The sequence below is a fragment of the Flagellimonas rhodophyticola genome (genome assembly GCF_049332665.1).
GTDB lineage: Bacteria > Bacteroidota > Bacteroidia > Flavobacteriales > Flavobacteriaceae > Flagellimonas.
This window is the reverse complement of the sequence record NZ_CP186326.1, coordinates 1,534,802-1,556,069: the sequence shown is the minus strand read 5'-3', so window position 1 is coordinate 1,556,069 and position 21,268 is coordinate 1,534,802. Positions and strand designations below refer to the sequence as shown.

Genomic DNA, 21,268 nt, shown 5'->3' with positions numbered 1-21,268 from the left:
ACTTTTGTTGACGAGGCTAATATACCTTACAATTATAAGTTGACTACTTATATAACACTTTCTTAACAGCTTTGACAACATCTTTGGAATTCGGCAACCATTCCGCCAAAAGTACCGGAGAATAAGGAGCTGGCGTATCTGCAGTGTTTATTTTCACTATTGGCGCATCCAAATAATCAAATGCTTTGTCCTGAACATGGTAAATAATTTCAGTAGCAACATTTCCAAAGGGCCATGCTTCTTCCAAAATAACCATTCGGTTTGTTTTCTTTACTGAATTCAAAATAGCATCATGGTCCATTGGTCTAACCGTACGTAAATCAATGATTTCACAACTAATGCCTTCTTTCTCCAATTCGTCAGCAGCTATATAGGCCTCTTTAATGATTTTCCCGAAAGAAACAATCGTTACATCGGTACCTTCTCTTTTAATTTCAGCAACGCCTATTGGAATGGTGTACTCGCCTTCAGGCACTTCGCCTTTATCGCCATACATCTGCTCTGATTCCATAAAAATGACCGGGTCATCATCACGAATTGCTGATTTCAACAATCCTTTTGCATCTGCAGGGTTCGAAGGAACCACAACCTTTAACCCTGGGCAGTTAGCGTACCAGCTTTCAAACGCCTGAGAGTGTGTTGCAGCCAATTGACCTGCCGAAGCAGTTGGTCCTCTGAACACAATAGGACAGGCAAATTGCCCACCTGACATCTGTCTAATTTTGGCAGCGTTATTTATAATTTGATCGATTCCTACCAATGAAAAGTTAAACGTCATGAACTCTATAATAGGTCTGTTACCAATCATAGCAGACCCAACGCCGATACCGGAAAATCCCAATTCAGAAATTGGCGTATCCAAAACCCTTTCAGGTCCAAATTCATCCAACATCCCTTTTGAGGCTTTATAAGCGCCATTGTATTCGGCAACCTCTTCACCCATTAAATAAATGGTATCGTCCCTGCGCATCTCTTCGCTCATGGCCTCTTTGATGGCTTCCCTGAATTGTAGTGTTTTCATTAAGTAGTACTAAAAAGTTTCGTTCGTGTACATAAAAATGCACGCAAAAATAGCAAAATCTAAAAGAATAACCCTGAGGTATAATTTAAAAAAAGTATGAAATTTTATTATGCATGCATAATAAATATCGAATATTTATGGCTATCTTAGCGCCGTTAAATTCAAAGAGACTATGAAGATTTTAGTTTGCATCAGCAACGTACCCGATACCACTTCCAAAATCAATTTTACGGAAGGGGACACCAAGTTTGATACAAATGGTGTTCAATTTGTTATTAATCCCAACGATGAGTTCGGACTTACCCGTGCTATGTGGTTTAAGGAAAAGCAAGGGGCTTCTGTTCACGTTGCCACCGTTGGAGGTCCACAAACTGAGCCCACTATTCGCAAGGCTCTGGCCATTGGTGCGGATGAAGCCATTCGAATCAATGCAGAACCTACCGATGGTTTCTTTGTTGCTTCACAGCTAACGGAAATCATAAAAAGTGGAGGATATGACCTTGTTATTGCAGGAAGAGAATCCATCGACTATAATGGTGGAATGGTACCAGGTATTCTAGCTACTCTGCTAGACATGAATTTTGTAAATACCTGCATCGGTCTTGAAATTGAAGGAGATAAAGCGACGGCCACCCGTGAGATAGATGGTGGTAAAGAAACAATAAGCACCACGCTACCCCTGGTAGTTGGGGGACAAAAAGGACTGGTCGAGGAAAGTGACCTTCGTATCCCAAATATGAGGGGTATTATGATGGCTAGAAAAAAGGTGCTCAATGTAGTTGAGCCTGTTGATGCCTCAAAACATACCCAAGATCAAAAGTTTGAAAAGCCCGCAGCTAAAGGACCTGTTAAATTGGTAGATGCAGAAAATGTTGGGGAATTGGTCGAGCTATTGCACAATGAAGCTAAAGTGATTTAAGAACTAGAATCCACAAAATTATGTCAGTATTAGTCTATACCGAATCAGATAAAGGAAAATTTAAAAAGAATGCTTTGGAAGTGGCTTCCTATGCGCACAAAGTTGCCCAGGAAGTTGGTGGAAGTGTAACCGCTGTTACCATTAATGCCGAGGATGATGCCTCTTTGGGCAATTATGGAGTATCCAAAGTACTGAAAGTCTCCAATAACCAATTGGACACATTTAACGCCAAAGCGTATGCTAACGTTTTGACCCAAGCCGCCCAGGCTGAAGATGCAAAAGTCATTATTGTAAGTTCAAGTGCCGACACCAAATTTTTGGCACCAATTTTAGCGGCCAAGTTGGGTGCGGGTTATGTTCCCAATGTAGTGGCAGCGCCAGAAGGTACCTCTCCATTTACTGTAAAGAGAACCGCTTTTAGTAACAAAGGCTTTGCCTATACCGAAATCAGCTCAGATATTAAAATTGTTGGAGTATCGAATAATGCCTATGGAATCCATGAAAATGGAGGTTCAGCTTCTGTTGAGGATTTTAGTCCTTCACTTTCCGATGCCGATTTTGCTGTAAAATCAGTAGAAGTCGACAAAGTAGTTGGAAAGGCAACTATTGCCGATGCAGATATCGTAGTTTCCGGAGGTCGTGGCCTTAAAGGCCCAGAAAATTGGGGTATGGTCGAGGAATTGGCCGATATTTTAGGAGCGGCCACCGCTTGTTCCAAGCCCGTTTCCGATTTGGGATGGCGCCCACATGGTGAGCACGTTGGACAGACCGGAAAGCCCGTTGCAAGTAACCTTTACATTGCAATCGGTATTTCGGGAGCTATACAACATTTGGCTGGGGTAAGTTCCTCAAAAACCAAAGTAGTGATCAATAATGACCCAGAAGCTCCCTTCTTTAAGGCTGCGGATTATGGAATCGTTGGAGATGCCTTTGAAGTGGTCCCAAAACTCATCGAAAAATTAAAAGAATTTAAAGCCCAAAACGCTTAAATTTTGTTAATTTGCCCTTTGCAAGGGGCTGTTCAGATAACTGGTATCGCCACTTATTTGAACAGCTTTTTTGCGTTTTAGGAAGAACTTATGAGTTTAGTACGGTTAAAAATAAAGGGGATTTCATACAGCCAGACACAAAATGGTGCCTACGCCCTTATTTTGAATGAAGTTGAAGGAGACAGAAAACTTCCCATTGTAATAGGTGCCTTTGAGGCACAATCCATAGCCATTGCACTTGAAAAAGAGATAAAACCACCAAGGCCACTTACCCACGACTTGTTCAAAAACTTTTCGGACAGGTTCGAGATTGTGGTCAAGCAGGTCATCATCCATAAATTGGTTGATGGTGTTTTCTATTCCAGCATTATCTGCGAGCGGGATAAAGCGGAAGAAATTATCGATGCAAGAACCAGTGACGCCATTGCATTGGCGTTGCGTTTCAACGCACCTATTTTTACGTACAAAACTATCTTGGACAAAGCAGGTATCTTCTTAAAGTTTTCCAACAAAGAGGATGAGGAAAATGAAGACGATGATAGTATTGTAGTGGATGAAATTCTTCAAGAAGGGGAAACCGTGGAAATTGAGTCAGGAGCCTCGTCGCAAGGGTATCGAGAAATGACTTTGGAAGAACTCCATAAAGAATTGGACAAAGCAGTTGCCAACGAAGACTACGAAAAGGCTGCCAAACTACGGGACGAAATCTCCAAGCGTAAATAAACCAACTACATGCCGAACAAAACCAGAAGTTTACTCATACTTTTATTATTTACTTGTGCAGTCACTTTTGGTCAGAACGCACTTCCAACGGATTCGCTAAATCTTGCTGTTGAAACCTCGGTCATTGATGACATAGCACCTCAACAAACACCTGAGTTGATTCCAAATCAAGGATTCTCCATAAACAGTCTTTGGCGCGGGGCCTTGGGTATGGCAGTATTGATATTAATATCCTTTCTTTTCAGCTCAAACCGAAGAGCCATTAATTGGAGGACGGTTGGAATAGGACTTTCGCTGCAGCTACTAATTGCCATTGGAGTACTTAAGGTTCCTTTTATAAAATTGGTGTTTGAAAAAATTGGACAGGTCTTTGTCAGCATCCTGGATTTCACACGAGCTGGGAGTAAATTTTTATTTGAAGGCCTAGTCGTTGACATGGATACCTTTGGATTCATTTTTGCTTTTCAGGTATTGCCCACTATTATTTTCTTTTCTGCTTTGACATCCGTGCTCTTCTATATGGGAGTGATTCAAAAAGTGGTAAGAGCCCTGGCTTGGCTATTGACTAAATCTTTAGGCATTTCAGGAGCAGAAAGTCTTTCCATTGCGGGAAACATCTTTTTGGGGCAGACCGAAGCACCTCTTCTAATAAAGGCCTATTTGGAAAAGATGAACAAATCGGAAATCCTTTTGGTGATGATTGGGGGAATGGCCACCGTGGCCGGAGCTGTTTTGGCTGCCTATATTGGGTTTTTGGGAGGAGATGACCCTGCATTGCGTTTAGTTTTTGCAAAACATTTGTTGGCCGCATCCGTGATGGCCGCTCCGGGAGCCATCGTGATTTCTAAAATTTTGTACCCCCAAACCGAAAAAGTAAATACTGACGTAAAAGTATCCACAGAAAAAATTGGCTCCAATATTTTGGATGCCATTGCCAACGGAACCACTGAAGGACTCAAATTGGCAATGAACGTAGGGGCCATGCTTTTGGTTTTTGTTGCCTTTATTGCAATGATTAATGGAATTTTGGGTTGGGTTGGCGATGTCACAACTTTCAATGAATGGATTGCTATAAATTCTCCATATGATAGTTTTTCCCTTGAATCGATTCTTGGAACCGTCTTCGCTCCTTTGATGTGGTTGATCGGCGTTTCTGGTGACGATGTAATGCTAATGGGGCAACTTTTAGGTATTAAACTGGCCGCTAGCGAGTTTATCGGCTATATTCAGCTTGCCGAACTCAAAAACATGGGCAACAGTCTTCATTTCACCTATAATAAATCCGTGATTATGGCTACCTACATGCTCTGTGGATTTGCAAATTTTGCTTCTATCGGAATCCAAATCGGCGGTATCGGTTCTTTGGCGCCAGGACAACGTAAAACTTTATCTGAATTCGGCATGAAGGCCGTTTTAGGTGGATCTTTAGCTTCACTACTTTCAGCTACTATTGCCGGGATGATTTTAGGATAATAGGGTAAAAGGAGGAAGGTTAAAGTTTAACCTCCGAAATAAACTTATAAAATCAACCTCGAGATTTTAAAAGGTGTATACCATGAGAAATTTTCGAGAGTTGGAAATCTGGAAAGAGGCCAGAAAATTAGTAAAGGAAGTTTACTATGTCACCTCCAAACTACCTGAAACCGAAAAGTACGGACTAGTTTCACAAATCAACAGATGTGTTGTTTCCATTCCGGCTAATATTGCGGAAGGCTCTAGTAAGTTTTCGCAAAAGGATTTTGTTCGTTTTTTACAGATTAGCTTAGGTTCAGCATTTGAGCTTGAAACGCATATCATTTTATGTCAAGATTTGAAATTCATTTCCACCGAGCAATCCGTCCCACTACTTCAAAAAATTCAACGGCTGCAAAAACGAATCACTGCACTTATAAAGTATAACAAACAAAACCATTAAACTTTTACCCTTAACCTTTAATCTTTAACCCTCCACCCAAAAACCCTTCACCTCCATTTCGTTAATAAAATCTAATAAATCACAACCCTTCACCTTTTACCTTTCCCCCTTTACCTATTATCTTTAACCCCACTATGAAACAATACCACGACTTACTAAAACACGTATTGGAACACGGAAACCAAAAGGGCGATCGTACCGGAACTGGAACAAAAAGTGTCTTTGGCTACCAGATGCGCTTTGATCTTTCCGAAGGATTTCCCATGGTGACCACCAAAAAATTACACTTAAAATCCATTGTGCATGAACTGCTGTGGTTTTTAAAAGGTGATACCAATGTAGGCTACTTGCAGGAGAACGGCGTCCGTATTTGGAACGAATGGGCTGATGAAAATGGAGATTTGGGGCCAGTGTACGGACACCAATGGCGCAATTGGAACAGTGAGGAGATCGATCAGATAAAAGAAGTGATCGAAACTTTAAAAAACAACCCCAATAGTCGAAGAATGTTGGTTTCTGCCTGGAACCCCAGTGTACTGCCAGACACTTCCGTGTCTTTTGGTGAGAATGTGGCCAACGGAAAGGCGGCCTTACCCCCGTGCCATGCCTTTTTCCAGTTTTATGTGGCCGATGGTAAACTCTCTTGCCAGCTCTACCAACGTAGTGCTGACATATTTTTAGGTGTGCCCTTTAACATTGCCTCCTACGCCCTGTTTACGATGATGATGGCCCAGGTGTGCGGCTATCAGCCCGGGGATTTTATACACACCTTTGGTGATGCCCATATTTACGACAACCATATGGAACAGGTGGAGCTGCAACTGAGTCGTAACCCTCGCCCATTGCCCACCATGCGGTTAAACCCCAGCGTACAAAACATTTTTGACTTCACTTTTGATGATTTTGAGTTGTTAAACTACGACCCACACCCCCACATTAAAGGGGTTGTTGCCGTGTAATCACAAGATTGCGTATTTTATGCTGGCCAGTGTAGTTTCTAATTCCTCTAAAAATGGAAAACGAACTAGCACTTGATTAGATAGTTTTAACATAACGATTCGTTATCTCATGCAATACGCACCATCCAAATGTCTTTCAAAATATATCAAACACTATCTTTTATTTAATATCACATCTAGTAACCTGAAAAAGTATCGGCATTTTGCAAATGGTCACCATGGCTTGGTTTTTATTTTAAAAAATAGTGAACTAATTTTACTAAATTCAAAGATAGAATTGCCGGAAACGTTTATTTTGGGACAGTTGTCGGAGAATCAAGAATTTCAATTCAAAGGAGTTGTTTCCGTTTTGATTGTATTGTTCCAGCCATCCGGTTTTTATGAATTAACCGGTATTCCAGGAAGTAAGTACATAAATAGCTTTGAAAATTCCAGTTTAATTTATGGCAATGAAATTTTGGAGCTCAAAGAACGTCTACAAGCATGCTCCGATTCGAGCATTATGGTCAATTATTTGAATTCTTATTTTACCGAAAAAGCAAAAGGTCAGCAACATACCATGGCTGGTCTTGAAAATGCCATTGGCATAATTAATAATGAAAAGGGCAGGTTGTCAGTAAAAAAGCTTTGTGCTAAAACCGGAATCACCGAGAGAAAGATCCAGAGATTGTTTTTAGAACAAATCGGTATCTCACCAAAGAAATTCATTGGCAACATTAGATTCCATTCCTTTTTAAGACAATTAAGAAATGAAGGTAATTTCTCTTCATTGACCAAATTAAGTCTTGACGCCGGTTACTATGACCAAGCACATTTAATAAGGGAATTCAGAAAAATAGTCGGCATTGCTCCCACAGAATATCTGAAAACATCACGTCTTGCTGTAAATCTCTTTGAGATATAGCACATCCATGTCGGGTTTGTACAATTTTTATCCCTTAAGGATTGATAGTTTTATCTTTTATCACTTATATCATGGATGAACTAAATATAGCAGTAGCCCAATTTCAACCTAAAGATGGAGATAAGGCTTACAACCTAGCGGTAATCGAGAATTTAACAAGAAAAGCAAAAAGTAGAGGAGCTGATGTGATTAGTTTTCATGAAATGTCAATTACAGGTTACACTTTTACAAAAGATTTAAGTTATGACGAAATTGTCAATCTAGCCGAGTCAGTTCCTGCTGGGGAAAGCATTCAAGCACTCATTAGAATTTCAAAAGAAAACGATATTGCCATCTTGGCCGGTTTGGTAGAAAAAGAAAATAAGGCGGTATTTAACACTTATGTTTGTGTGAGTCTAGGAGAAGTAGTGGCTAAATTTAGAAAACTGCATCCCTTTATAAATAGGCACATGTCAGCAGGCAATAAGTATGAAGTATTCAATCTAAAGGGTTGGAAATGTGGAATATTAATTTGCTATGACAACAATGTTATAGAAAATGTAAGGGCAACTGCAATATTGGGAGCAGAATTAATTTTTGCCCCCCATGTGACAGGCTGCACTCCATCGGCAATGCCGGGAAGAGGTTATGTAGATGACAAATTTTGGAAAAACAGAGAAACAGATCCGGTTTCGCTGAGATTAGAATTTGAAGGTCCCAAAGGACGAGGATGGTTGATGCGTTGGTTGCCTGCAAGGGCATATGACAATGGTGTGTATTATGCATTTACCAATCCAATCGGATACGATGGCGAACACCTGAAAAATGGAAATTCGATGATTTTGGACCCATACGGAGAGGTTCTCACTGAAATAAAATCGTTTGAAGATGAAATCACAATAGCTAAAGTCACTAAGAATAAAATTCCGCTTGCCGGCGGGTTCCGATATATGAATGCCCGAAGACCAGACTTATATAGAGATATAATTGGTAAAGAACATACTTCAAACTTTAAACCCACTTGGATCAATGAAAAATAGTTTTCTGTTTTAACAACGATTGGGTATCTAGTTTTAACGGCCATCTAAAACATATCCTTTGTTCCTCAAAAACCTAGTGATATCTCTGATTGCCGTGACCACCTGCTGTATTTCCATTTGAGAAAAGGCACCTTCCTCTAATTAAAACAACATTTCCACCCCCAAATCCAGAACATTGGCCATTTCGGTTGGGGTGCTATAACCTTCTTCAATAAGTTCTGCTAAATTTTCTAGTTGTTCTTTGCTCACCGGGTTTTCTCCTTCTACCCTTAACCCTTCCCAATCGAATCCAAAGATAATTCTCTACTAATTGATAAGGGTCATAACAAATTGTGACTTTTGACTAACTTGCTGTAGTATAACTTTTAATCCTTCACCTTTTACCCAACTCATGAATCTCGATATCCTCCAACAACCCTTCACCCTCACCCAAACACAAATCGATTTTTACCAACAAAATGCCTTTATAAAAATCAAGGAGGTATTGCCACCAGATGTTGTAGCACATATCAACACGGTAATATCAACCAAAGTGGACGAACTGAACACCCAAACCACCGCCCTTGAAGAACGAGACACTTATGGCAAAGCCTTTTTACAGATTTTCAATCTCTGGACCCAAGATGAGCAGATTAAGGAAATTATGTTCAGTAAACGATTGGCACAATTGGCGGCAGATCTTATGAAAGTGGATGGAGTTCGTATGTATCACGATCAAGTCCCTTTTTAAAGAAGGTGGTGGGGGCATCACACCCTGGCATGCGGATCAATACTATTGGCCACTGTCCAGTGACAATGTTATTACGGCTTGGATTCCGTTACAGGCTGTTCCTTCGGAAATGGGTCCGCTTGAATTTGCATCCGGCAGTCAAAACATATTAACGGGAAGGGATTTATCCATCAGTGATGAAAGTGAAACCCTGATTGGTGAAAAATTACGACTGAGCGATTGCACTAAAGTTTCCGAACCTTTTGATATTGGAGAAATAAGTTTTCATTCCGGTTGGATTTTCCATAGGGCCGGTGCCAATACTACCAGCCAAACCCGAAAAGTGATGACCTGCATTTATATGGACAAGGACATCACCCTAAAAAAACCCGAAAACGATGGCCAGGTCAATGACTGGGAAACTTGGTGCCCCGGAGTCAAAATCGGTTCAGTCATCAATTCGCATTTAAATCCAATTCTTTTTGAGCGGTAGGCGATTTCTAATTTGTTTTGATTTCATACGTGCATAGGCTATCTTGACCACCAATAGCCCCCGACTTAACCAAACATCATTCATGAACAAACTTCTTTTATTGGGCTGTCTTCTTTGCTTTCAAATTTCGTTGGCACAGTCAAAAATCTATAAAAGCAATGAGGTAGATACTTATCCCATTATCAGCAACGATATCTGCAAAAACCTTGAAACCGAGTCTTGCTTTACGCTACAATTGATGTCTCATGTTTCCACTAACCTTAAATATCCTGAGGAGGCCTTGGAAAAGGGAACTACCGGTAAAGCTTACGTGCAATTCATAGTGGATTCGTTGGGAACGGTTTCGGATATAAAGGCTAGGTCTTTGGAGCAATCCTTTATCGAAGAAGCTATTCGCGTGGTAAACACACTCCCCAAAATGGTTCCTGCCCAAAAAGATGGAAGAGCAGTGTCTGTTTCACATAGCTTTCCCATGGTTTTTACCATTGATATTGAAACAGCACCAACAGAAGAACGGGAACCCCTTATTGCATGTGAAAAAGCGCCGTTTCCTGCAATCTTTTTGAAATGCAAAAGGGCTAAAGATCAAAAAAGATGTTTGGAGGACAAACTTTTTGAAATCATAACCAAATCCAAAAGGCTTCACTTAGGCGATGGGGAAAAATTTAGTGGCAGGGTCAGGGTCTATTTTGAAATCAGTACTGATGGAAGTATTTCTAACGCCGTAGCCGTGACCACTTTTCCCGAAGCCAAAACAGCTGTTGAAAAATACCTAATGGAAAATGAGGTGGTGCTCGAGCCAGCTAAGAACGAAAATAATGAACCCATACCGAGCCATTTTAAAGCGGAATTAAGTGTACTTGCCGTAGGCAGGGTAAGAAATTAATACTATAACAATGAGGATAATTATTTGTTTGTTTTGCCTTCTTTTTGTCGCCAATGGTTTTGCACAGTCCAAGATTGTGTATTTCCCTCAAGAGCAATTGATCCACCCTGATCTTCCAGAACAGAAAGACCCAAGTGTTTATCTGCATGAGATCGTTAAAAACAAAATGATTACCCTTTTGTCTCAAAAAAAGAGCTTGAATGCAATTAAAAAACACGGAAAAGACACTACAAATGTTGTCTTATCATTTCAAGTTGACCCTGAAGGATTTGTGATTCAAGACAAAGTCAATGTTAGTGTAAACTCCGGAAAATTATGGCAAAAATTTGATAAAAAGCTAAGCAAGGTGATATTCGGTCTTCCAAAATTCAAAGTTTCAAACAGGAAATCGGAAACCTATAACTCGATTCATTTTTTACCTTATCGCTTTGTTGTACAAGGAAAAAAGGAACTTGAAATAAAGTATGTTCCTAGTAAGGACACCTATGCTGGTGGGGTAATTCAAGAAATACCTGTTTTCCCTGGTTGTGAGAACTTGTCCCAAAAAGAAGCAATATTATGTTTTCAAGAAAAAATGCAAGATCATATCTCCAGTCATTTCATTTATCCTCCAGAAGCAGCAATCAACAACATATCAGGTAGGGTTAACATCGTCTTTATTATTTCAAAAGAGGGAAATATAACGAACATCGAAGCAAAGGGTCCTCACAAGCTATTGGAAAATGAAGCAATAAGAATTATCGAATTCTTGCCAAAAATGGAACCTGGAAAACAGAATGGAGAGCCTATCAAAATACCATATTCTATTCCAATTACCTTCTCAATATAAAAAAACACCCAAGCTGATCAACCTGGGTGTTTCTTAACAAACAATTAAACAATCTACCTACTCATTTTCTTTTTCATAGTCGGTTAGTGTGGTAGTTCTCTTTTCACTTTAATGGAGTTGGAAAGGTCATAAAATCCATCCAAATCGGACACATTGTTTCCAGCTGCCAATCCGTTAAGGCCTTCTTCATAGGTAATATGCCATATAAAGCAAATACCTACTCCCGCAGCATCAAAGTCTACGCCTTCAACAGCTTCCAGAGTTGGTGGCAAGCCTAAAATATTGTTGTATTCATCGGTAATTACCCAACCTTGCTTGCTTCCATTGAGTTCGCTATCATCCAAAGTGATTCCGTAGACCATATCTGGTGTTCCATCCACCTTAAAGGTAAATGGACCTCCACTGATGTATCCCGCATTCAATGGGCTTCTAACCACTTTTACGGAATTTGAAAGTGCATAGTATCCGCTTAAATCAGATACATTGTTACCGCCAGAAAGCCCGGTCAAACCATCTTCGTAGGTAAGGTGCCAGATAAAACAAGTTCCAGGTCCTGCGGCGTCAAAATCAACACCTTTTACTGCATCCAAAGTTGGAGGAAGGCCCAAAATATTGTTTTTGTCATCGGTAATCACCCACGTCTGATTGGAACCATTCAGTTCCGTATCATCCAAAGCTACTGCACTTACCATATCGGGTGTTCCATCTACTACAAAGTAGTAAGGTCCTCCGGAAAGATAGCCTGCATTCAAAGCATTCCTAGTAACCGTAAGTGAATTGGACAAGGCATAATAACCATTCAACCCAGATACATTATTTCCAGCTTCCAAGCCTGTAAGTCCTTCTTCATAGGTAATATGCCAAATCAAGCAAACTCCAGCTCCTGCACCATCAAAATCTACGCCTTCAACGGCGTCCAATGTTGGTGGCAAGCCCAAAATGTTATTTTTATCATCGGTGATAACCCAGCCTTGTTTAGAGCCGTTAAGGTTCGTGGCATCCAAATTAATTCCGCTTACCATATCTGACGTTCCATCAACAGTAAAGGTGAATGGGCCTCCACTGATGTATCCGGCATCCAAAGCATTTCTTGTCACGGTAATTGAATTGGAAAGTGCGTAAGGACCTTCTAAATCAGATACATTATTACCAGCTGTCAATCCAGTCAATCCCTCACCGTAGGTAATGTGCCAGATCAAGCAAACTCCGGCTCCGGCTCCATCAAAATCTACACCTTCAACTGCGTCCAACGTTGGTGGCAAGCCCAAAATGTTATTTTTATCATCTGTAATTACCCAACCTTGGTTCGGTCCTGTGACATTAGTGTCATCTAAAGTAATTCCGCTAACCATATCGGGTGTGCCATCAACCGTAAAGGTGAATGGTCCTCCAGAAATTTCGCCAGCAGTCACATCATTTCTAGTTACCGTAATCGAGTTGGAAAGTGCATAATCTCCTTTCAAATCGGAAACGTTATTGCCCGCTTCCAATCCAGTAAGTCCCTCCTCATACGTTAAATGCCAGATAAGACATACTCCTACTCCTGCACCGTCAAAGTCCACACCTTCAACCGCTTCAAGAGTTGGCGGTAATCCAAGAATATTGTTTTTATCATCCGTGATAACCCATCTTTGTTTTGAACCATTCAAATTGGTATCATCCAATTCTATTCCACTAACCATGTCAGGTGTTCCATCAACCGTAAAAGTGAAAGGTCCACCAGAAATTGTTCCAGCGTTAAGTCCATTTCTTGTAACGGTAATAGAGTTGGACAAGGCGTAGTTACCAGTAAAGTCAGAAACATTGTTACCTGCTTCCAATCCTGTAAGTCCATCCTCATACGTCAAGTGCCAGATAAGGCATACTCCAGCACCAGCTCCATCGAAATCTACCCCTTCAACAGCTTCCAAGGTTGGTGGAAGACCCAAAATGTTGTTCTGATCGTCAGTAATTACATAAGTTTGATTGGTTCCGTTAAGGTCAGTAGCATCCAATTCGATTCCACTTACCATATCGGGAGTTCCATCCACAGTAAACGTAAATGGTCCGCCAGAAAGCGTTCCTGCATTAAGACCGTTTCGGGTCACCATTATGGAATTGGATAATTCATACTCGCCTGATAAATCGGCTACATTGTTCCCAGCTTCCAAACCAGATAATCCTGCTTCATAAACAATATGCCAAATAAAGCATATTCCAGCTCCGGCTCCATCAAAGTCAACACCTTCAACGGCGTCCAGTGTTGGTGGGAGGCCTAAGATATTATCAGAATCATCCGTGATAATATAGCCTCTGTTAAGTCCGACCACATCAGATTCATCCAATGTAATCCCACTTACCATGTCAGGAGTGCCATCCACAGTAAAAGTAAAAGGTCCGCCAGAAAGCGTTCCTGCGTTTAATACCAATGGCGCATCAACCGAATCAGGGTCACATGACCCTAAAATCAATCCAATGCCCAATAATGCGATAATAGATTTTAAGTTGCTCATTTCGTGTTCTTTTAAATTGCCTTACAAATGAAAAGGGAAGTTGTTGCAGAAGTATCACGTAAAAGTCAAAATTCATTATTCACTGAATATCAATTAATTACAATTAAATATTCGATGAAGTGTAAAGATTTATCCAAAAAATAGACTGTTAAACGGGTATACCGCCAAAATTTTATACGGAATGGTGAACTTTCCGTGATATTTTACTTTTTACTTCGCTATATCATGAAAAAAGTATTGATTGTTGAGGATGACATTGAAATTATTCGTTTGTTAGAAATACATCTTAAAGATTTGGGCTGCAATGTTATCACCGCGAATCGAGGAGACATTGGACTTCAAAAGGCCGTTGCAGAAAATCCGGACTTGGTCATTTTAGATGTTATGCTTCCCGAAATGGATGGTATTGAAATATGTCAAAAGTTACGTGCGCGAGACATCAAAACACCCATCATGATGCTAACCGCACGTTCTGAAGAAATTGACAAAGTGCTCGGATTGGAAGTGGGCGCTGATGATTACCTTACCAAACCTTTTAGTGTCCGAGAGTTTATCGCCCGGGTAAAGGCAATTTTCCGTCGACAAAAAATGGACACCATCGAGCTTTCTTCTGATGAGAACCCAAAATTAATGGAGTTCGATATGCTGTCCATTGATGTTGATATGCGTAAAGTACTATTGGGAGGGCAAAAAGTGGAACTTTCTCCAAAGGAGTTCGAATTACTTGTACTCCTATCGTCCAATCCAGGAAAAAGTTATGATCGAACCAAACTTTTGAATATGATTTGGGGATACGATTTCAAAGGATATGAGCATACGGTAAACTCGCATATCAATCGACTTCGTTCCAAAATTGAACCCGATATGAGTAATCCAAAATTTATTTTAACCACATGGGGTGTTGGTTACAAATTTAACGAAGAGCTTATAGGGGCATGACCAAAAACCGACCAATGAAAAACAGTATTCTTTCTGGAAGATTTATATTAAAACTATCCCTTTCCTTTTTGGCCATTTTATTATTGGCGGGAATTGGGTACACGGTGACTTCCATATATCTTTCCAATAAATATTTTCACGAGACCACACAACGTCTGCATGCGAATCTAGCTCAAGACTTAATTGATGAAAAGTTTAAAAATGCCGACCCTTTTGATTCAGAGGGAACAGTAAACAAAGCTCTTTTTGGGGATATTATGCATGATATGATGGCCGTTAACCGTGCCATTGAAGTTTACCTTTTAGATAAAGAAGGGTATGTACAGTATTCTGTGGTCTTGGATCATGATGCTCCAGAAACCAAGCAAAAAAAGGTGGATTTGGCCCCGGTCAAAAAATTCATCAATGAAAAAGGCAGCAATTATACACTAGGTGACGATCCAAAAGATTTAACGAAACAGACCATATTTTCAGCAGCTAGTTTCAACAAGGACGGAAATGAAGGTTATGTATACATCATTTTGGCGGGAAAGGACTTTCTAACCACCCGAAGTGACCTTTTTAATAGCTACTTTATGCGCCTCGGATTGGGAGGCTCCTTATTGACGTTAATTTTCGCAACCCTTTTGGGTGTGCTTGCCATTTGGTATTTAACCCGAAGTCTGCGGAAAATCATCTATGCAGCAAAACGTTTTCAACAGGGTGACTTGCAGTATCGCATAGAAAATGCTGAAAAAACCGATTTGGCCAATGTGGCAAGTACGTATAACCATATGGCCGACACTATTCTATCTGATATTGAAAAAATAAAGTCCGTAGATCAATTACGACAGGAACTTATTGCCAACATTTCGCATGATCTACGCACTCCACTTTCCATAATTCAAGGTTATATTGAAACGTTGCACATGAAGGATAGTAAACTTACCGCTGAGGAAAGGGCAGAATATCTAAAGACCATTTCCCGAAGTAGTGAACGACTCTCCAAATTAATTTCTCAATTGTTCGAGTACTCCAAACTTGAGGCCAACCAAATTCAACCACAAAAAGAACCTTTTCTAATCAGTGAACTGGCTAATGACATCCATGGAAATTATAAGTTATTGGCCGAGCAAAAAAGTATTGATCTAAAACTATCCATGGCCGATAGCGTGCCCTTAGTGTTTGCAGATATTTCCTTGGTGGAAAGGGCCATTCAAAATTTGATGGACAATGCACTTAAATTCACTCCAAAAGGAGGAAAAGTTACCGTAAAAATCGAAACTGAGGATGACCATGTCCAAGTGACCATCAAAGATTCCGGACCGGGAATAAAAAAGGATAATCAGGCTTTAATCTTCGAACGTTATCGACAAACCAAAGCTGGTCAACAAAAAGAAGGTGCCGGTTTGGGGCTGGCCATCGTAAAGAAGATTGTTGAGATTCATGATAGTAGCATCAAGGTACTCAGTAAGCCAGATGAAGGAACTTCCTTTAGTTTTAGCCTGCCTGTTTACGCTGTTGGCTAAACCATATTTGTTATCTTTAAAGGGTAAAATGCTGCTATGATTCTTACCGATTCCCTGTTGGATTTTTTTCTTGAAACCCGAAAACATTCCGAAACTATTTGTGAACCCTTGGAAATTGAAGACTATGTGGTTCAACCTATAGTGGATGTAAGTCCTCCTAAGTGGCACTTGGGTCATACCACCTGGTTTTTTGAAGAATTTATTCTGAAACCGCATTATGGTGGGTATGTTCAGTTTGATGCGGATTTTTCCTTTGTCTTTAATAGTTATTACGAAACTGTAGGTAAAAGGGTGATACGGTCGGATCGCGGGAATCTTTCAAGACCTTCGGTAAAAGAGGTTTATGCATATCGAAAATACATTACGGAAAACATTCAGAAATTTTTTGAAGCTCCTCAGAATGATACCCTAAATGCTCTTTTGGAAATAGGCATTCACCACGAAAAACAACACCAAGAGCTTTTACTTACCGATATCAAGTATATTTTAGGAAACAATCCTTTGCTACCCGTTTACTCGGAAAAATTTCAGGACCACCCCATCGAAGCGCATGAGCGGGAATGGATTTCGGTGGAAGAAGGTATACACGAAATTGGACACAACACAGAAAGTTTTTGCTACGATAATGAGCTGGGCAAACACAAAGTGTTCCTCCATGCTTACGAAATCTCCAATAAATTGGTAACCAATGGGGAATTCATAGAGTTCTTAAATGATGGAGGGTACCAACGTTTCGACATTTGGCATGCTGAAGGTTGGGATTGGGTACAGCAAAATCAAATTGCTTCTCCATTATATTGGCACCAAATAGAGGGTGAATGGTACCATTATACTTCCAAAGGACTTGAAAAAATAAATCCAGATACTCCATTAACCCATATCTGTTATTTTGAAGCTTTTGCTTATGCCCAATGGAAAGGTCAGCGACTGCCCACTGAATTTGAATGGGAGGTGGCCCAAGCTTATTTTCCTTGGGGGAAACGCTGGGAATGGACTGAGAGTGCCTATCTGCCCTACCCCAATTATCAAAAGGCTGATGGGGCTCTTGGCGAGTACAATGGCAAATTTATGGTCAATCAGAAAGTGCTTCGAGGAGGTTCCGTGGCAACACCTGAAAAACATACTAGACATACATACAGAAACTTTTTTCACCCCCAGTTACGTTGGCAGTTTACCGGATTAAGGTTGGCCAAATAATTTCGACATAGATTCCATGCAAAAAACACAAACTACCTCCTTCAAATCAACTTTTGAACAGGAAGTGTACGAAGGTCTTACTGCTTTTCCCAAGCATTTGTCCTCAAAGTATTTTTACGATGAAGTAGGCGATAAGCTTTTTCAGGACATTATGAATATGCCTGAGTACTACTTGACAGATTGTGAGTACGATATTCTAGATGCCAACAAGAAAGCCATAGGTGAGCTTTTTAAAAAGGATGGTGAACCTTTCAGCCTCTTTGAGCTGGGAGCAGGAGACGGTAAAAAAACCAAAATTCTACTAAAGCATTTTGTTGAAAATCAAATCCAATTTGATTATCGACCCATCGATATCAGCCAAAATGCGCTAAATCAACTAGAAGGATCCATCAAAAAAGAAATTCCTGAAGTTGAGGTAAATACGTTACAAGGCACTTATTTTGAAACACTCCGGGACATTGGCAAGGCAAATGGAAGAAGAAAAGTCATTTTATTTCTAGGGTCGAACATGGGTAATCTATTGCACCCACAAGCCATAGAATTTTTAAAGAATATGAGAAATTCGATAGCTGAAAATGATTTGATCTTTATGGGTCTGGATCAAAAAAAGAACCCTCAAACCATTTTGGATGCCTACAATGACAAAGCCGGTATAACGGAAGCCTTCAACAAAAATGTGCTTACACGAATCAATGGCGAAATGGATGCAAATTTTGACCTTGATAAATTTCTGCATTGGGAAGTCTACGATCCTGAAACTGGTACGGCCAAGAGTTATTTAGTATCCAAAGAGGAGCAAATGGTCAATATTGAAAGTTTAGAGCTGGAAATACGTCTTAATGCTTGGGAAACCATTCATACAGAAATTTCCCAAAAATATGATGATACCGTTGTTGCTTGGTTGGCCGAACAGGCTGACCTAAAGATTGTAACAAGTTTTACAGACGACAAACAATGGTTCAAAAACTATGTTTTTAAAAAATAGGATATGAAAGCAATTTGGAACAATACGGTGATAGCAGAAAGTGATGATACTGTGGTAATTGAAAACAACCACTACTTTCCTGCTGAAAGCATCAAAAAGGAATTTTTTAAGGCCAGTGATACCCATAGTACCTGTCCATGGAAAGGTGTTGCTTCGTATTACACTTTGGAAGTGGACGGAAAAGAAAATGCGGACGCAGCTTGGTACTATCCCGAAACCAGCGAATTGGCCAGATCCATTAAAGGTCGCGTGGCCTTTTGGAAAGGAGTCACCATTGAAGCTTAGTACTCCAATGGCGACTTTGATGGGTTAAAGTTCAAGTACCGCGTTCTCTGTTCCCGCGTAGTCGTTCCACTGGTAACGGTCGGCTTCAGCGTCGTTGATATAAGTGTCATCAACCAAATATCTGAACTCAAAAGAATTGTCTTTTGGTAAGTCAAAGATACCTTTAAACGTTCCGTTCTTTAGTTTTCTTAAGGTGCTTCCTTTAGGGTTCCAATCATTGAAATCGCCAACGACTGCTACTTTCTTTGCTTCTTCTGCAGGCACTGTAAATGTAACTTTACAAACAGGCTTGCTTTTTAGGTATTGCTTTTTTATTGCCATGGTATTTTATTTTCCAATTAAAAACTAGGACAAAACAATAGATAAAACCGCTTATGCACAATAAGTTAGGTACGATTTATCAAATTGATAAAATGCGCCTAACAATGAGATTACTTTTATAAAATGAAGGCCTCTTTTTTTTCAAAAAGTAATATTGACTATTAAGATTTGATGATATCAATAATCTTGTCAATTTCGTTTTCTGTGTTGTAGAAGTGAAAACCAAATCGAATTCCGCTTCCTCTGGGAATGCAGGTCACATTTTCATCCAACAACTTGTTAAAAAGATGCTTATCCCCCTTAATATTAAATATGGTGCTATGTTGTGGTCTATTAACAACCATATCCTCCAATAACCCAAGCGAAGAAAACCCCTCTTTTGCCCGATTCGATAGTTTCTGCAATTGGGTCCCAATATGATCCATTCCTATAGAATCCAGAAAATTCAACGAAAACTGTAAACTTCCAAAATTGAAGGAATCCAAATGGCCAGGTTCCAAATGTTTGCAAAACGGAATTGAGTTCCTTAAATCTATGTCTCGGTCCACTGAGCCATTTCCAATAAACTTGGGATCAAAACGTTCTTTGGCTCCTTCAGAAACCAAAACAAAGCCATTTCCGTATCCCGATAGTAACCATTTGTATCCACTGGCACCTAATACATCAATTCCAGACTCGGTAAAATTAAAATCTTCGGTTCCACAGAACTGGGTTCCATCGGCTATAATCAATAGGTCTGGAAAATCGTTCTTCAGTTTTTTGATAAAGTCAAGGTCTATTTTAACTCCATTAATCCATTGTACTACGCTAAAGGCCAAAACATCGACCTTGCCCGATGCTACTTCAGAATGGATTTGCTCTTCAAAATTTTCACTTATTTCGATATAACTACGATTGAAATCTCGGGTTTCAAAGGGCCAGTTTAGGGATGGATAGTCATTTTCCAGAAGTAGAATGCGACTGCTATTTGACAACCCTTCCAGCAGCATATTCAATCCTAATGTAAAATTGGGCACTAGGGAAACATTTTCAGAACTACAGCTAAAAAATCGCGCCACGGTATCCCTAATGGTATACATATTCTCAAAGTTCTTTCTTTTCGCTTCGCTGCCACCAATCAAATAATCCAAATCATGCTCTTGACGCCATTCCAACAAATCTTCATACAACAATCCGGTAGCTGGTGTGTTTGCATAAGTGCACTGCTTTAACACAGGAAATTTTTTTCGGAGATTCTGCATTGCAATAGTTTTGAGTCTAATTAAGTTATATTTGTCGATAAAGATAGCCATTCAATGTTATCCAAAAAGAAGCCAGAAAGTACCGTTGATATTGAACAGCATGAGTTGCTGGAGAATGCGCAAAAACGGGTTCGACAGAAAAAAAAGTTGTTCTCCCATTTTGTCATGTTTTTAATTGGAAGTGTTCTGCTGGTTCTCGCCAATAAAATCTTGAAATATGGTGAAGGGTACGACTGGTCGATGTGGGCTATTCTCTTATGGGCTTTCCTGTTGATACTGCACACTTTTAATGTTTTTGTTACCCATAGATTCATGGGAAAGGATTGGGAACGCCTTCAAAGGGAAAAATTGGTCCAAAAACAAAAGCGGCGTATTTCAGAAATACAAAAGGAAATTGAAACGGACTTCCCTATTTCCGGCGTCAATAAAAAAAAGATCAGTGAAACAATTGATCATCATTGCAGCAGCAGCCGAAAATAATGCGTTGGGCATCAACAATGACCTTCCATGGCATTTACCGGACGATTTTAAACGCTTTAAGACACTTACATCGGGGCATAAGATTATTATGGGTAGAAAAACCCTGGAGAGCTTCCCAAAGGCATTACCATACCGGGAGCATATTGCAATAACCCGAGATCAAAAATATTCACCAAAATTTCCGTGTACGGTGGTACATAATTTGGAAGATGCTATTGAACTTATAGGACCCGAGGAGCGTGCTTTTATCATTGGTGGAGGAGAAATTTACAGACAATCCCTGGATTTTGCTACTGATATTGAACTCACCCGAATACATCATACTTTTGAAGCAGATACTTTTTTTCCAGAAATAGATGATTCAATTTGGAAATTGGTCAAGGAAGAATATCATGCTAAAGATGAAAAGCATGCGTTTGATTTCACCTATCTGACCTATACCCGGAAATAAACT

Annotated in this window: 23 protein-coding genes; 19 read left to right on the top strand and 4 right to left on the bottom strand. The window is 40.0% G+C overall.

The genetic code is table 11. The features are described 5' to 3' along the window. Window positions 1–43: 43 nt before the first annotated feature. A complete protein-coding gene (locus tag ACOKFG_RS06970; protein WP_298794306.1) occupies window positions 44–1,021 on the bottom strand; it encodes a pyruvate dehydrogenase complex E1 component subunit beta in 978 nt (325 codons plus the stop codon). 172 nt (window positions 1,022–1,193) lie between these two features. Between ACOKFG_RS06970 and ACOKFG_RS06965 the strand changes: the two genes are divergently transcribed. The 12 genes from ACOKFG_RS06965 (at window position 1,194) to ACOKFG_RS06910 (ending at window position 11,366) form a co-directional block, all read left to right on the top strand. After that, window positions 1,194–1,940, top strand: a complete 747-nt coding sequence (locus ACOKFG_RS06965; RefSeq protein WP_298794304.1) for an electron transfer flavoprotein subunit beta/FixA family protein — start codon at window positions 1,194–1,196, stop codon at window positions 1,938–1,940. Between the two features lie 20 nt (window positions 1,941–1,960). Next, window positions 1,961–2,929, top strand: a complete 969-nt coding sequence (locus ACOKFG_RS06960) for an electron transfer flavoprotein subunit alpha/FixB family protein (RefSeq protein WP_298794302.1) — start codon at window positions 1,961–1,963, stop codon at window positions 2,927–2,929. Between the two features lie 90 nt (window positions 2,930–3,019). Then, the gene (locus tag ACOKFG_RS06955; RefSeq protein WP_298794300.1) at window positions 3,020–3,652 is read left to right on the top strand and encodes a bifunctional nuclease family protein; all 633 of its coding nucleotides are present in this window, start codon (window positions 3,020–3,022) and stop codon (window positions 3,650–3,652) included. A 9-nt stretch (window positions 3,653–3,661) separates the two neighbouring features. Next, entirely contained in the window at window positions 3,662–5,125 is a 1,464-nt protein-coding gene (locus ACOKFG_RS06950) for a nucleoside transporter C-terminal domain-containing protein (protein ID WP_298794298.1), read from the top strand. 82 nt (window positions 5,126–5,207) lie between these two features. After that, window positions 5,208–5,567: a four helix bundle protein gene (locus ACOKFG_RS06945; RefSeq protein ID WP_298794296.1), complete on the top strand. Its 360-nt coding sequence runs from the start codon at window positions 5,208–5,210 to the stop codon at window positions 5,565–5,567. A 134-nt stretch (window positions 5,568–5,701) separates the two neighbouring features. Next, on the top strand, window positions 5,702–6,526 hold the full coding sequence (locus ACOKFG_RS06940) for a thymidylate synthase (protein ID WP_299488360.1): 825 nt from the start codon (window positions 5,702–5,704) through the stop codon (window positions 6,524–6,526). Window positions 6,527–6,635: 109 nt separating this feature from the next. After that, the gene (locus tag ACOKFG_RS06935) at window positions 6,636–7,430 is read left to right on the top strand and encodes a helix-turn-helix domain-containing protein (RefSeq protein ID WP_422862100.1); all 795 of its coding nucleotides are present in this window, start codon (window positions 6,636–6,638) and stop codon (window positions 7,428–7,430) included. A 71-nt stretch (window positions 7,431–7,501) separates the two neighbouring features. Continuing rightward, on the top strand, window positions 7,502–8,449 hold the full coding sequence (locus ACOKFG_RS06930; RefSeq protein ID WP_299488368.1) for a nitrilase family protein: 948 nt from the start codon (window positions 7,502–7,504) through the stop codon (window positions 8,447–8,449). Between the two features lie 391 nt (window positions 8,450–8,840). Next, the gene (locus tag ACOKFG_RS06925; RefSeq protein WP_422862099.1) at window positions 8,841–9,179 is read left to right on the top strand and encodes a hypothetical protein; all 339 of its coding nucleotides are present in this window, start codon (window positions 8,841–8,843) and stop codon (window positions 9,177–9,179) included. Continuing rightward, window positions 9,142–9,651 carry a phytanoyl-CoA dioxygenase family protein gene (locus ACOKFG_RS06920; RefSeq protein ID WP_422862098.1) on the top strand — a complete coding sequence of 170 codons (510 nt, stop codon included), beginning with the start codon at window positions 9,142–9,144 and terminating at the stop codon, window positions 9,649–9,651. The genes ACOKFG_RS06925 and ACOKFG_RS06920 overlap by 38 nt, the downstream gene beginning before the upstream one ends. Before the next feature lie 82 nt (window positions 9,652–9,733). Then, a complete protein-coding gene (locus tag ACOKFG_RS06915; RefSeq protein ID WP_299488374.1) occupies window positions 9,734–10,537 on the top strand; it encodes an energy transducer TonB in 804 nt (267 codons plus the stop codon). Window positions 10,538–10,547: 10 nt separating this feature from the next. Further along, window positions 10,548–11,366 carry an energy transducer TonB gene (locus tag ACOKFG_RS06910; RefSeq protein WP_299488377.1) on the top strand — a complete coding sequence of 273 codons (819 nt, stop codon included), beginning with the start codon at window positions 10,548–10,550 and terminating at the stop codon, window positions 11,364–11,366. Between the two features lie 83 nt (window positions 11,367–11,449). Here the strand turns inward: ACOKFG_RS06910 and ACOKFG_RS06905 are convergent, their stop codons facing one another. Next, window positions 11,450–13,858: a hypothetical protein gene (locus ACOKFG_RS06905; RefSeq protein WP_422862097.1), complete on the bottom strand. Its 2,409-nt coding sequence runs from the start codon at window positions 13,856–13,858 to the stop codon at window positions 11,450–11,452. Between the two features lie 225 nt (window positions 13,859–14,083). Between ACOKFG_RS06905 and ACOKFG_RS06900 the strand changes: the two genes are divergently transcribed. Genes ACOKFG_RS06900 through ACOKFG_RS06880 form a run of 5 tightly spaced genes read left to right on the top strand, consistent with a single transcriptional unit; the run spans window position 14,084 to window position 18,772 of the window. Continuing rightward, window positions 14,084–14,797, top strand: a complete 714-nt coding sequence (locus ACOKFG_RS06900) for a response regulator transcription factor (RefSeq protein ID WP_298794285.1) — start codon at window positions 14,084–14,086, stop codon at window positions 14,795–14,797. Window positions 14,798–14,811: 14 nt separating this feature from the next. Next, a complete protein-coding gene (locus ACOKFG_RS06895; protein ID WP_422862096.1) occupies window positions 14,812–16,305 on the top strand; it encodes a sensor histidine kinase in 1,494 nt (497 codons plus the stop codon). A 36-nt stretch (window positions 16,306–16,341) separates the two neighbouring features. Further along, window positions 16,342–17,502: an ergothioneine biosynthesis protein EgtB gene (gene egtB, locus ACOKFG_RS06890; protein WP_422862095.1), complete on the top strand. Its 1,161-nt coding sequence runs from the start codon at window positions 16,342–16,344 to the stop codon at window positions 17,500–17,502. Window positions 17,503–17,518: 16 nt separating this feature from the next. Beyond that, a complete protein-coding gene (locus ACOKFG_RS06885) occupies window positions 17,519–18,487 on the top strand; it encodes an L-histidine N(alpha)-methyltransferase (RefSeq protein ID WP_422862094.1) in 969 nt (322 codons plus the stop codon). 3 nt (window positions 18,488–18,490) lie between these two features. Beyond that, window positions 18,491–18,772, top strand: coding sequence for a DUF427 domain-containing protein (locus tag ACOKFG_RS06880; protein ID WP_298794277.1), 282 nt, complete (start codon window positions 18,491–18,493; stop codon window positions 18,770–18,772). Between the two features lie 24 nt (window positions 18,773–18,796). Here the strand turns inward: ACOKFG_RS06880 and ACOKFG_RS06875 are convergent, their stop codons facing one another. Together ACOKFG_RS06875 and ACOKFG_RS06870 are read right to left on the bottom strand one after the other, a co-directional pair. Then, entirely contained in the window at window positions 18,797–19,093 is a 297-nt protein-coding gene (locus ACOKFG_RS06875) for an isoamylase early set domain-containing protein (protein ID WP_422862093.1), read from the bottom strand. Between the two features lie 161 nt (window positions 19,094–19,254). Beyond that, window positions 19,255–20,334, bottom strand: coding sequence for an aminotransferase class V-fold PLP-dependent enzyme (locus ACOKFG_RS06870; protein ID WP_422862092.1), 1,080 nt, complete (start codon window positions 20,332–20,334; stop codon window positions 19,255–19,257). Between the two features lie 54 nt (window positions 20,335–20,388). Between ACOKFG_RS06870 and ACOKFG_RS06865 the strand changes: the two genes are divergently transcribed. Together ACOKFG_RS06865 and ACOKFG_RS06860 are read left to right on the top strand one after the other, a co-directional pair. After that, window positions 20,389–20,814 (top strand): 2TM domain-containing protein, encoded by a 426-nt coding sequence (locus tag ACOKFG_RS06865; RefSeq protein WP_422862091.1) that lies wholly within the window; start codon window positions 20,389–20,391, stop codon window positions 20,812–20,814. Continuing rightward, the gene (locus ACOKFG_RS06860) at window positions 20,774–21,265 is read left to right on the top strand and encodes a dihydrofolate reductase (RefSeq protein ID WP_298794270.1); all 492 of its coding nucleotides are present in this window, start codon (window positions 20,774–20,776) and stop codon (window positions 21,263–21,265) included. The genes ACOKFG_RS06865 and ACOKFG_RS06860 overlap by 41 nt, the downstream gene beginning before the upstream one ends. The last annotated feature ends 3 nt before the right edge of the window (window positions 21,266–21,268 follow it).

Excerpts from the sequence above, each read along its gene's own strand:
- ACOKFG_RS06970 (WP_298794306.1), bottom strand. The coding sequence starts at position 1,021 with ATGAAAACACTACAATTCAGGGAAGCCATCAAAGAGGCCATGAGCGAA.
- ACOKFG_RS06965 (WP_298794304.1), top strand. The coding sequence starts at position 1,194 with ATGAAGATTTTAGTTTGCATCAGCAACGTACCCGATACCACTTCCAAA.
- ACOKFG_RS06960 (WP_298794302.1), top strand. The coding sequence starts at position 1,961 with ATGTCAGTATTAGTCTATACCGAATCAGATAAAGGAAAATTTAAAAAG.
- ACOKFG_RS06955 (WP_298794300.1), top strand. The coding sequence starts at position 3,020 with ATGAGTTTAGTACGGTTAAAAATAAAGGGGATTTCATACAGCCAGACA.
- ACOKFG_RS06950 (WP_298794298.1), top strand. The coding sequence starts at position 3,662 with ATGCCGAACAAAACCAGAAGTTTACTCATACTTTTATTATTTACTTGT.
- ACOKFG_RS06945 (WP_298794296.1), top strand. The coding sequence starts at position 5,208 with ATGAGAAATTTTCGAGAGTTGGAAATCTGGAAAGAGGCCAGAAAATTA.
- ACOKFG_RS06940 (WP_299488360.1), top strand. The coding sequence starts at position 5,702 with ATGAAACAATACCACGACTTACTAAAACACGTATTGGAACACGGAAAC.
- ACOKFG_RS06935 (WP_422862100.1), top strand. The coding sequence starts at position 6,636 with ATGCAATACGCACCATCCAAATGTCTTTCAAAATATATCAAACACTAT.
- ACOKFG_RS06930 (WP_299488368.1), top strand. The coding sequence starts at position 7,502 with ATGGATGAACTAAATATAGCAGTAGCCCAATTTCAACCTAAAGATGGA.
- ACOKFG_RS06925 (WP_422862099.1), top strand. The coding sequence starts at position 8,841 with ATGAATCTCGATATCCTCCAACAACCCTTCACCCTCACCCAAACACAA.
- ACOKFG_RS06920 (WP_422862098.1), top strand. The coding sequence starts at position 9,142 with ATGGAGTTCGTATGTATCACGATCAAGTCCCTTTTTAAAGAAGGTGGT.
- ACOKFG_RS06915 (WP_299488374.1), top strand. The coding sequence starts at position 9,734 with ATGAACAAACTTCTTTTATTGGGCTGTCTTCTTTGCTTTCAAATTTCG.
- ACOKFG_RS06910 (WP_299488377.1), top strand. The coding sequence starts at position 10,548 with ATGAGGATAATTATTTGTTTGTTTTGCCTTCTTTTTGTCGCCAATGGT.
- ACOKFG_RS06905 (WP_422862097.1), bottom strand. The coding sequence starts at position 13,858 with ATGAGCAACTTAAAATCTATTATCGCATTATTGGGCATTGGATTGATT.
- ACOKFG_RS06900 (WP_298794285.1), top strand. The coding sequence starts at position 14,084 with ATGAAAAAAGTATTGATTGTTGAGGATGACATTGAAATTATTCGTTTG.
- ACOKFG_RS06895 (WP_422862096.1), top strand. The coding sequence starts at position 14,812 with ATGAAAAACAGTATTCTTTCTGGAAGATTTATATTAAAACTATCCCTT.
- egtB (WP_422862095.1), top strand. The coding sequence starts at position 16,342 with ATGATTCTTACCGATTCCCTGTTGGATTTTTTTCTTGAAACCCGAAAA.
- ACOKFG_RS06885 (WP_422862094.1), top strand. The coding sequence starts at position 17,519 with ATGCAAAAAACACAAACTACCTCCTTCAAATCAACTTTTGAACAGGAA.
- ACOKFG_RS06880 (WP_298794277.1), top strand. The coding sequence starts at position 18,491 with ATGAAAGCAATTTGGAACAATACGGTGATAGCAGAAAGTGATGATACT.
- ACOKFG_RS06875 (WP_422862093.1), bottom strand. The coding sequence starts at position 19,093 with ATGGCAATAAAAAAGCAATACCTAAAAAGCAAGCCTGTTTGTAAAGTT.
- ACOKFG_RS06870 (WP_422862092.1), bottom strand. The coding sequence starts at position 20,334 with ATGCAGAATCTCCGAAAAAAATTTCCTGTGTTAAAGCAGTGCACTTAT.
- ACOKFG_RS06865 (WP_422862091.1), top strand. The coding sequence starts at position 20,389 with ATGTTATCCAAAAAGAAGCCAGAAAGTACCGTTGATATTGAACAGCAT.